The sequence below is a fragment of the Cryobacterium sp. RTC2.1 genome (assembly GCF_035018685.1).
Classification (GTDB): Bacteria; Actinomycetota; Actinomycetes; order Actinomycetales; family Microbacteriaceae; genus Cryobacterium; species Cryobacterium glucosi.
Window position 1 is genome coordinate 1 of sequence record NZ_JASJXJ010000199.1, and the last position, 5,710, is coordinate 5,710.

The 5,710-nt window shown below is 69.3% G+C and carries 7 protein-coding genes; 3 read left to right on the top strand and 4 right to left on the bottom strand.

Features of this window, described 5'->3' with window-relative positions; translation table 11 throughout:
* Positions 1 to 825 (top strand): alpha-hydroxy acid oxidase (locus QN357_RS17380; RefSeq protein ID WP_323505272.1); only part of this gene is annotated, 825 nt, incomplete at its 5' end.
* Between the two features lie 66 nt (positions 826 to 891).
* On the opposite strand, the gene rocD is transcribed toward QN357_RS17380, so the two are convergent.
* Complete coding sequence (gene rocD / locus QN357_RS17385; RefSeq protein ID WP_134449174.1) at positions 892 to 2,190, bottom strand: ornithine--oxo-acid transaminase; 1,299 nt, start codon at positions 2,188 to 2,190, stop codon at positions 892 to 894.
* On the bottom strand, positions 2,187 to 3,044 hold the full coding sequence (gene ddaH / locus QN357_RS17390; RefSeq protein WP_416347629.1) for a dimethylargininase: 858 nt from the start codon (positions 3,042 to 3,044) through the stop codon (positions 2,187 to 2,189). Before ddaH ends, rocD begins: the two co-directional genes overlap by 4 nt.
* A 275-nt stretch (positions 3,045 to 3,319) precedes the next feature.
* Between ddaH and QN357_RS17395 the strand changes: the two genes are divergently transcribed.
* Positions 3,320 to 3,757 carry an Lrp/AsnC family transcriptional regulator gene (locus QN357_RS17395; protein WP_134449176.1) on the top strand — a complete coding sequence of 146 codons (438 nt, stop codon included), beginning with the start codon at positions 3,320 to 3,322 and terminating at the stop codon, positions 3,755 to 3,757.
* A 40-nt stretch (positions 3,758 to 3,797) separates the two neighbouring features.
* Here the strand turns inward: QN357_RS17395 and QN357_RS17400 are convergent, their stop codons facing one another.
* Both QN357_RS17400 and QN357_RS17405 read right to left on the bottom strand, forming a co-directional pair.
* A complete protein-coding gene (locus QN357_RS17400; RefSeq protein WP_198413731.1) occupies positions 3,798 to 4,571 on the bottom strand; it encodes an ABC transporter permease in 774 nt (257 codons plus the stop codon).
* 108 nt (positions 4,572 to 4,679) lie between these two features.
* On the bottom strand, positions 4,680 to 5,132 hold the full coding sequence (locus QN357_RS17405; RefSeq protein ID WP_134449177.1) for a YdeI/OmpD-associated family protein: 453 nt from the start codon (positions 5,130 to 5,132) through the stop codon (positions 4,680 to 4,682).
* A 93-nt stretch (positions 5,133 to 5,225) separates the two neighbouring features.
* Between QN357_RS17405 and QN357_RS17410 the strand changes: the two genes are divergently transcribed.
* Positions 5,226 to 5,588, top strand: a complete 363-nt coding sequence (locus QN357_RS17410) for a GntR family transcriptional regulator (RefSeq protein ID WP_134449178.1) — start codon at positions 5,226 to 5,228, stop codon at positions 5,586 to 5,588.
* Positions 5,589 to 5,710: the final 122 nt, after the last annotated feature.

Sequence of the window (5,710 nt, forward strand, 5' to 3'; positions counted from 1 at the left end):
AAGGCCGCCAACCCCACAGGACGCAACTGGTTCCAGCTCTACATGTGGAAGGACAGGGACCGTTCGATGGCGCTCGTCGACCGGGCCGCCAAGGCCGGTTTCGACACGCTGCTCGTGACGGTCGACGTGCCCGTTGCCGGAGCGCGCCTCCGCGACAAGCGCAACGGCTTTTCCATCCCGCCGCAGCTCACCGTGGGCACCGTGGTCAACGCGTTGCCGCGCCCGGAGTGGTGGATCAACTTCCTCACGACCGAGCCGCTCGCCTTCGCCTCCCTCGACCGCTGGAGCGGCACCGTCGGCGAACTGCTCGACACCATGTTCGACCCGACCGTCACCTTCGAAGACCTCGCCTGGATCAAGGCGCAGTGGCCGGGCAAGGTCGTCGTCAAGGGCGTTCAGAACGTGGCGGATGCCGCCAGGCTCGCCGAAATGGGCATCGACGCGATCATCCTCTCCAACCACGGCGGTCGCCAGCTCGACCGCGCGCCGATCCCGTTCCATTTGCTGCCCGAGGTGGCCCGCGAGGTGGGCAACGACCTCGAGGTGCACCTCGACACCGGCATCATGAGCGGCGCGGACATCGTCGCGGCCGTGGCCCTCGGCGCACGGTTCACCCTCGTCGGCCGGGCCTACCTCTACGGGCTGATGGCCGGCGGCGAGGCCGGCGTCGACCGGGCGATCGCGATCCTGTCGGAGCAGATCACCCGCACGATGCGACTGCTCGGCGTGAAGTCCCTCGAGGAGCTCGAGCCCGGGCACGTCACCCAGCTGGCCCGGCTGAGCCGTATCGCCCGGCCGGAGGGCGTGACCGCGACGCGAAGCTAGCGAGGCCGATACGGCCCGTTTCAGCCGAGCCGACTCGTTGAAGTTCGCGCCGACCTGACGCGGACGCTAGGCGACGGCGAACCCGTCGAGGACGGCTGCGAGCTGGGCGACGGCCCAGTCGAGGTCGGCCTCGGACACGCAGAGCGGCGGGGCGAGCCGGATCGTGGAGCCGTGGGTGTCCTTGGCCAGGACGCCGCGGACCATGAGTGCCTCGCACACGGCGCGGCCGCTCGCGAGCGACGGGTCGATGTCGATTCCGGCCCAGAGCCCGGCGCCACGGACCGCGACGACTCCTCGCCCGACGAGGCCATTGAGGGCTTCGTGCAAGTGCGCACCGAGCACGCGGGCGCGCTCCTGGTACTCGCCCTCGGCCAGCATCCGCACGACGGCGAGGCCGACGGCCGCGGCGAGCGGGTTGCCACCGAAGGTCGAGCCGTGCTCGCCGGGCTGCAGGACGCCGAGGACGTCCCGGTTGCCGACGACCGCAGAGACGGGCACGATCCCGCCGCCGAGGGCCTTGCCCAGGAGGTACAGGTCGGGCACGACGCCGACGAGGTCGCACGCGAAGGTCGCTCCGGTGCGGCCGAGACCGGACTGGATCTCATCGGCGATGAAGAGCACGTTGCGGCGCGTGGTGATCTCGCGCACAGCGGGGAGGTACCCGGCGGGCGGCACGACGATGCCGGCCTCGCCCTGGATGGGTTCGAGCAGCACGGCGACCGTGTTCTCATCGATCGCGGCCTCGAGGGCCGCGGCGTCGCCGAACGGGACGGTGCGGAACCCGGGCGTGAACGGGCCGAAGCCGGCGCGGGCCGACTCGTCGTCGGAGAAGCTGATGATGGTGGTGGTGCGGCCGTGGAAGTTGCCCCCGGCGACGATGATGTTCGCCTGGTCCGGCGCGACGCCCTTCACGCGGTAACCCCAGGCGCGGGCGACCTTGATCCCGGACTCGACGGCCTCGGCGCCCGTGTTCATCGGGAGCACCATGTCCTTGTGGGCGAGCTCGGCGAGAGCCGTGACGAACGGGCCGAGCTGGTCGTTGTGGAACGCGCGGCTCGTGAGCGTGATCCGGCCCAGCTGGGCTCGGGCGGCATCGAGAAGCACGGGGTTCGAGTGGCCGAAGTTGACCGCGGAGTACGCCGCGAGGCAGTCCAGGTAGCGCTTGCCGTCGACATCCGTCACCCAGGCGCCGTCGCCGGTCGCGACGACGACGGGAAGCGGGTGGTAGTTGTGGGCCGCATGCTCCTCTTCGAGGGCGATGAAGGCGGCGGGCGTTGCGGATGCCTGTCCCGGCGTGCCGAGTGCGGCATCCTTCGTCTGGTCGGCCCGGTTCGCGTCCGGACGGATGTTCGTGTCGGTGCTCATCGGCGCAGCTCCAGGGTGCAGCACTTGACGCCGCCGCCGCCGAGCAGGAGCTCGGAGAGGTCGACGCCGATCGGGTTGTAGCCACGTTCGCGGAGCTGGCGCTCGAAGTCCTTCGCGCGGGCGGCGATGACGACGTTGTAGCCGTCGGAGTAGGAGTTGAGGCCGAGGATCGCCGCGTCCTCCTCGGTGACGATGATGGCGTCGGGGTAGCGTTCGCGCAGCACGGCGAGGCTCTGCTCGTCGAAGGCGCTCGGCAGGTAGGCGATGTTGGTGTCGTCGAGCACGGCGACCGCGGTGTCGAGGTGGTAGAAGCTCGGGTTGACGAGGTTGAGCGTGATCACCGGGCGGCCGTAGATCGCCGACACCTCTTCGTGGCTGTTCGAGGCGCTGCGGAAGCCGGTGCCGGCGAGGATGACGTCTCCGACGAGCAGGAAGTCGCCCTCGCCCTCGTTGATCTCGACGGGCACGCGGACGTCGAAGCCTTTGTCGCGGAACCAGTCCATGTAGGCGGGGCCCTCCGGCTGGCGCTCCGGGTAGGTGAACGCGGCGCCGTAGGCGATGTTGTCGATGACGAAACCGCCGTTGGCGGCGTAGACCATGTCGGGCAGGCCGTCGATCGGGTCGACCAGGTGCACGTCGAAGCCGAGGCCGATGTAGGTGTCGTAGAGGGTCTGCCACTGGGCGACGGCGAGGCTCGTGTCGGTCGGGATGGCCGGGTCCATCCACGGGTTGATCCGGTAGACGACGGTGAAGTAGTCGGGCTTGCACATCAGCACCGTGCGCTTGACGGCCGTGCGCACCGGGGCCGTGGCCGCGGTCTCCGGCGTCGTTGTGGGGTCGAGATCGATGGTCATGAGGTCTCCTTCGGCTGCGCTCCGTCTGCTACTGACGGAATCGGAACGCGGGGTGGATGGCGGACCAGGTCACTCATGAGAGCTCCGCGCGGTCGAACGTGAACGTCGAACAGTGAACAACGAACGGGTGAACGGCACCGCGCAAAGACGCCGTCCTCATTCTCACACAGCGTGAATCAACGTTGCACGCCAATATGCGCGCATAATCGGCGTGATCGTCGGCATATGCGCAGGAATTCCACGCCAGTGCGCGGAATTCCCCCTAGACTCTCGGAATGGACAACCTCGACCGCGGCATACTCGACCTTCTGAGACAGAATGCGCGCGCGGGCTACGGGGACATCGGCTCGGTCGTCGGGCTGTCCGCCTCCGCGGTCAAGCGCCGGGTCGACCGGCTCGTCGCCGACGGGATCATCCGCGGGTTCACGATCCAGGTCGACCCCGCGATCGATGGCATGAGCACCGAGGCATATGTCGAGCTCTTCTGCCGAGGAACCGTCGCCCCCGACGAACTCCTGCGCATCCTCTCCGGCGTACCGGAGGTCGTCGACGCAGGCACCGTCACGGGAAGCGCCGACGCGATCGTGCACATCAGGGCGCGGGACATTCCCGGGCTCGAGGCCGCACTCGAGAAGGTGCGCCTCGCACCCAACGTCGACCACACCCGCAGCGCGATCGTGCTCTCCCGGCTCATCCACCGCGCCGCCGAGTAGCCGCGCCGCTGCCCGCGAGAGCGGTCTTCGTCGGTGGTGACTAGGTGGGGATCGTGGCGGGCTTCATGCGGATCGGCGCGAGGAACTGGATCAGGGTGACGGCCGTGATCGCACCGGCGCAGAGGATGCCGGCGAGCACGACGATCTGGAAGCGCCCGGCCTCGAGGGGCGAGGCTCCGCCGAAGATCGCGCCGACGAACGCTCCGGGCAGGGTGACGAGGCCCGTGGTCTTGGTCTGGTCGGTCGTGGGGATGATCGCGAAATAGACGGCGCGGCGCGCCAGGTCGAGCGTCGACTGCCGCGGGGTCGCCCCGAGCGCCATCCAGCCCTCGACCTCGTCCCAGTGCTCGGTGACGGCCTCGCCGAAGCGCCGGCCGGTCAGGGTCGCAATCGACATCGCGTTGCCGATGATGATTCCGCCGTAGGAGAGCACATACCGCGGCGAGAATTCGATGGCGCCGACCGAGAACACCACGATGAGTGTCGCAAGGATGCCGAGGCCCATCGCTGCGGCGATCCAGCCGAAGTGCTGCCGGGTCGCCCCGAGACGCCGGTTGACCGTGCTCACGGCGGCGATGAACATCACGCTGAGCCCGACTCCGACCCAGAGCGGATCGGAGATGATGCCGCTCAGGATGAGGCTGATCGCCGCGAGCTGGAGGGTGCCCCGGAGGATCGCGAGGGCGGGTGCGTACGGGCGGGGCACGTGGAAGCCGCGAAGCAGGGCGGTGACGACCGCGATCAGCAGCAGCACCCCGATGAGGCTGGGCAGGAGTCCGCCCAGTTCGGCGGGGAGGTCGGCGGGCCAGGTCACCTTCTGAGCCTAGCGAGCCATCCGGTTCGACCTCGCTCCACACGGGGTCGGTCATGCCCTCTGAGTGGAAAGCACTTCCCGAACCGGGAATCGACGGCGGGCCCGAGGCTAGGGAGTCGGTGCGGCCGGCGTGAGTGCGGACCGGGCCGCCTCGATCCGGCGCAGGCGGGTCTCCGGCGTCTTCGCGCTCTCGATCGCGAGGACGTGGGCGCGCTGGTTGCTGTACGACAGCGCCGTGAAGGCGGCCCGGGCATCCGGTTGCTCGTCGAGCGCTGCGGCGAAGTCTGCGGGCACCTCGACCACCCGGGGTTCGGTGTCGAGCTCGACGTCGACCTCGATCTCGTCCCCTGCGGCGACGCCTGCCTGTTCACGGTTCTCGGCGCTGAGCGCGATCATGAATGCGCCGCGGTAGGGGGCGACGGAGCTGCGGTAGGTATGACCGCCGATCGTGACCGTGATGGCGTGGCGCTTGCCGGGGCCGAGGCCCGCGACGACCTCCTCGGGAACGCGGATGCCCGTTGCCGATTTGCCGGAAAGCTCGAGGACGGTCGTGAATCTCATGGAACCGAGTATGCCGCAGCGAGCGGTTCCGCGCACGGGTCCCTGCGGGCTAGCTTGGTACATAACCAACACAAGGAAACCGGGTGCGGCACCATGAAGCTGACCATCGACGAGCATTCCCCCACGCCGCCGTTCGAGCAACTGCGGCTTCAGGTGCTCGAGGCCGTTCGGACCGGTGCCGTGGCGCCCGGAGACAAGCTGCCGACCGTGCGCCGGCTCGCCGACGAACTCGGACTCGCCCCGAACACGGTGGCCAGGGCCTACCGCGAGCTCGAGCGGGGCGAGGTGATCGAGACCCGCGGCCGCCAGGGTTCCTTCATCGCCGCAACGGGCGACCCGACCCTGCGCCAGGCGCAACGCGCCGCTGCCGACTTCGCCGAACGGATGCGCGTGCTCGGCCTCGGCGCGGACGACGCGCTCGCGCTCGTCTCGGCCGCGCTCGGCATCCGCCCCTGATCACTCCGCACGCGCCCCGCCCAGCCCAGCCGCGAAAGCGGGGAGCTAGGAGCGTGAGTCAGTAACGCCTATTCGGCTTTGATGCCAATGAATGCCTCCGATGTCGTCGGGTTGGGTTGGGG